This is a genomic window from uncultured Amaricoccus sp. (assembly GCF_937858865.1).
Classification (GTDB): domain Bacteria; phylum Pseudomonadota; class Alphaproteobacteria; order Rhodobacterales; family Rhodobacteraceae; genus Amaricoccus.
This window is the reverse complement of the sequence record NZ_CALLYO010000603.1, coordinates 1-3,522: the sequence shown is the minus strand read 5'-3', so window position 1 is coordinate 3,522 and position 3,522 is coordinate 1. Positions and strand designations below refer to the sequence as shown.

4 protein-coding genes are annotated in these 3,522 nt (G+C 69.0%); 3 read left to right on the top strand and 1 reads right to left on the bottom strand.

What is annotated here, in order from left to right; all coding sequences use genetic code 11:
- Positions 1-158: 158 nt before the first annotated feature.
- The 3 genes from ugpA to Q0112_RS17860 are packed head-to-tail and all read left to right on the top strand — an operon-like array spanning position 159 to position 2,957.
- Positions 159-1,037, top strand: a complete 879-nt coding sequence (gene ugpA / locus Q0112_RS17870) for a sn-glycerol-3-phosphate ABC transporter permease UgpA (protein WP_297977378.1) — start codon at positions 159-161, stop codon at positions 1,035-1,037.
- Positions 1,030-1,893, top strand: a complete 864-nt coding sequence (gene ugpE / locus Q0112_RS17865; protein WP_297977377.1) for a sn-glycerol-3-phosphate ABC transporter permease UgpE — start codon at positions 1,030-1,032, stop codon at positions 1,891-1,893. Before ugpA ends, ugpE begins: the two co-directional genes overlap by 8 nt.
- Positions 1,893-2,957 carry a sn-glycerol-3-phosphate import ATP-binding protein UgpC gene (locus tag Q0112_RS17860; RefSeq protein ID WP_297977376.1) on the top strand — a complete coding sequence of 355 codons (1,065 nt, stop codon included), beginning with the start codon at positions 1,893-1,895 and terminating at the stop codon, positions 2,955-2,957. Before ugpE ends, Q0112_RS17860 begins: the two co-directional genes overlap by 1 nt.
- Before the next feature lie 35 nt (positions 2,958-2,992).
- Here the strand turns inward: Q0112_RS17860 and Q0112_RS17855 are convergent.
- On the bottom strand, positions 2,993-3,522 hold a 530-nt coding region (locus tag Q0112_RS17855; protein WP_297977375.1), incomplete at its 5' end, for an alpha-hydroxy acid oxidase.

The window sequence follows — 3,522 nt, the reverse complement described above, 5'->3', positions numbered from 1 at the left end:
CCCCTTGCGGGCTCCCCGAGGCCGGCGCTCCCCCGGCCCACGGGAAGGGCGCGCGGACCGGCGTACGACGGTTGAAATCCGGTTAACGCCGGAAGAATCCTGCAATGAAATCAACGTAATGGCCGGAGTCGCACGCGTGCGACTCCGGCCCTGACCGCATGCGCGCCACCTTCCCGCACCGCCTGCTGCCCTATCTCCTGGTGGCCCCCCAGCTCGCGATCAGCCTGGTCTTCTTCTACTGGCCCGCCGCCCAGGCCCTGCACCAGTCGGTGCTGCGCGAGGACCCCTTCGGCCTCTCGACCCGCTTCGTCGGCCTCGAGAACTTCGCCCGCGTCCTTTCCGACCCCGCCTATGTCAACGCGGTCCGCGTCACCGTCGTCTTCTCGATCTGGACCGCCTTCCTCTCAATGGCGATCGCGCTCCTCCTCGCCGTCCAGGCCGAGAAGATCCTCCGCGGCAAGGGCTTCTACCGCACGCTCCTCATCTGGCCCTACGCGGTGGCCGCCGCCATCGCCGGCATGCTCTGGCTCTTCCTCTTCAACCCCTCCTTCGGCACCCTCGCCTGGCCGCTCCGCCGGCTCGGCATCGCCTGGGACCCGCTGCTCAACGGCAACCAGGCCATGGCGCTCGTCATCGGCGCCGCCGCCTGGAAGCAGATCAGCTACAACTTCCTCTTCTTCGTCGCCGGCCTGCAGGCGATCCCGAAGTCGCTGATCGAGGCCGCCGCCATCGACGGCGCCGGGGGCGCGCGCCGCTTCTGGACCATCGTCTTCCCGCTCCTCGCCCCCACCACCTTCTTCCTCCTCGTCATCAACACCGTCTACGCCCTCTTCGACACCTTCGGCATCATCCATGCGACGACGGGCGGCGGCCCCGGCAAGGCGACCGAGACGCTGGTCTACAAGGTCTACAACGACGGCTTCGTGAACCTGCAGCTCGGCTCCTCGGCGGCGCAGTCGGTGATCCTCATGGTCATCGTCATCGCGCTGACCGCCTTCCAGTTCCGCTATATCGAGCGCAAGGTGCACTATGGCTGAGCCCGCGATGGTCGGCGGCACGCGCTCGGGCCAGTGGATCGCCCACCTCCTGCTCGTCCTCGGCGTCCTCGTCGTCGCCTTCCCGATCTACGTCGTCTTCGTCGGCTCGACCCACCCGGTGACGACCTTCCTCCGCCCGCCGCTGCCGCTCCTGCCCGGCCCCGAGGGCCCGGCCAACTACGCCGAGGCCTTCTCGGGCGGCGTCCGCCGCATCGGTGGCGTCTCGGTCGGGCGCCTCCTCGCCAACACCACGATCATGGCGCTCGCCATCGCGGTCGGGAAGATCGTCATCTCCATCGCCTCGGCCTACGCCATCGTCTTCTTCCGCTTCCCGCTCCGCATGGTCTTCTTCTGGCTGATCTTCATCACGCTGATGCTGCCGGTCGAGGTCCGCATCCTCCCCACCTACAAGGTCATGGTCGACCTCCACCTCATCGACACCTACGCCGGCCTCATCCTTCCCCTCATCGCCTCGGCGACCGCGACCCTCCTCTTCCGCCAGTTCTTCATGACCATCCCGAACGAGCTCCTCGAGGCCGCCCGCGTCGACGGCGCCGGGCCCTGGCGCTTCTTCAAAGACATCCTGCTGCCGCTCTCGGCCACCAACATCGCGGCGCTCTTCGTCATCCTCTTCATCTACGGCTGGACCCAGTACCTCTGGCCGCTGCTGGTGACGAACTCGAACGAGATGAACACCATCGTCATCGCGCTCAGGAAGATGATCTCCTTCGCCGACGCCGACACGCCCTGGCACCTCGTCATGGTCACCTGCGTCCTCGCCATCCTGCCGCCGATCCTCGTCGTCGTCCTGATGCAGCGCTGGTTCGTGAAGGGCCTCGTGGAGACCGAGAAGTAATGGCAACCGTATCGCTCAGGGACGTCCGCAAGAGCTACGGCCCGAACCAAGTCATCCACGGCGTCTCGATCGACATCGCCGACGGCGAGTTCGTCGTCATCGTCGGCCCCTCCGGCTGCGGCAAGTCGACGCTGCTCCGGATGGTCGCCGGCCTCGAGGCGATCACGTCCGGCACCATCGAGATCGCCGGCCGCGTCGTGAACGACCTCGAGCCGCGCGCCCGCGACATCGCCATGGTGTTCCAGAACTACGCGCTCTACCCGCACATGTCGGTCTTCGACAACATGGCCTACGGCCTCAGGATCGCCGGCATCCGCGGTGCCGAGCTCCGCGCCCGCGTCGAGAAGACCGCCGCCATGCTCGAGCTCACCCCCTACCTCAAGCGCAAGCCGCGCGAGCTCTCCGGCGGCCAGCGCCAGCGCGTCGCCATGGGGCGGGCGCTCGTCCGCGGCCCGGCTGCCTTCCTCCTCGACGAGCCGCTCTCCAACCTCGACGCCAAGCTCCGCGTGCAGATGCGCCTGCAGATCAAGGCGCTGCAGCGCGAGGTCGGCACCACCGCCCTCTACGTCACCCACGACCAAGTCGAGGCGATGACGCTGGCCGACCGCCTGATCGTGATGAACGCCGGGGTCGCCGAGCAGATCGACACTCCGCTCGCCGTCTACGAGCGCCCGGCCACCGTCTTCGTCGCCGGCTTCATCGGCTCGCCGGCGATGAACATCGTCCGCGGCACCGTCCAGGCCGGCATGGCGACGCTCCCGACCGGCAGCCCCGTCGCTCCCGCGCCCGGCACCGACGGCACGCCGGTTCTCGTCGGCATCCGCCCCGAGCACCTCTCGCCCGGTCCGGCGGACGCCCCCGGCGCCATCCCGGTCGAGGTCGAGGCGGCCGAGCTCCTCGGCGCCGACGCCTATGGTCACGGCCACCTCCCCGGCGACAGCGCACCCTTCGTCGTCCGCTTCCCCGGCAGCACGCCCCCCCGCCCGGGCGAGCGCCTCGGCGCCCATGTCGATCCGGGCTTCGTCCATCTCTTCGACGCCGGCACCGGCCGCCGCCTGGCCTGAAGGCCCTGGCGGCGAGCGGCGCGGGGGAAGGGGCGTCACCCCAGGTCTAGGATGTCGCCGTCGATTTCGCGGATGTCGCGCCGGCCGCAGAGCGCCATGGTGATGTCGAGCTCGTTGCGCAGGATGGCGAGGCAGCGCGTCACCCCCGCCTTGCCGCCGGCGCCGAGTCCGTAGAGGAAGGGCCGCCCGATCCAGACCCCCTTCGCGCCCATCGCCACCGCCTTCAGCACGTCCTGCCCGGAGCGCACGCCCCCGTCCATATGAACCTCGACCCGGCCGTCCACCGCCTCGACGATGCGCGGCAGCGCCGAGATCGACGACCGCGCCCCGTCGAGCTGCCGCCCGCCGTGGTTCGAGACGATGATCGCGTCGGCCCCGGAATCGAGCGACATCTTCGCATCCTCGGGGTCGAGGATCCCCTTCAGGATCAGCTTGCCGCCCCACTTCTCTCTGATCCATTCCACGTCCTTCCAGGAGAGCCGCGGATCGAACTGCTCCGCCGTCCAGGAGGAGAGCGAGGAGAGGTCGCCGACGTTCTGCGCATGTCCGACGATGTTGCCGAAGC

What these genes read in the sequence shown, in the direction of transcription:
- ugpE (WP_297977377.1), top strand. Translation starts at nt 1,030, where the DNA reads ATGGCTGAGCCCGCGATGGTCGGCGGCACGCGCTCGGGCCAGTGGATC.
- ugpA (WP_297977378.1), top strand. Translation starts at nt 159, where the DNA reads ATGCGCGCCACCTTCCCGCACCGCCTGCTGCCCTATCTCCTGGTGGCC.
- Q0112_RS17860 (WP_297977376.1), top strand. Translation starts at nt 1,893, where the DNA reads ATGGCAACCGTATCGCTCAGGGACGTCCGCAAGAGCTACGGCCCGAAC.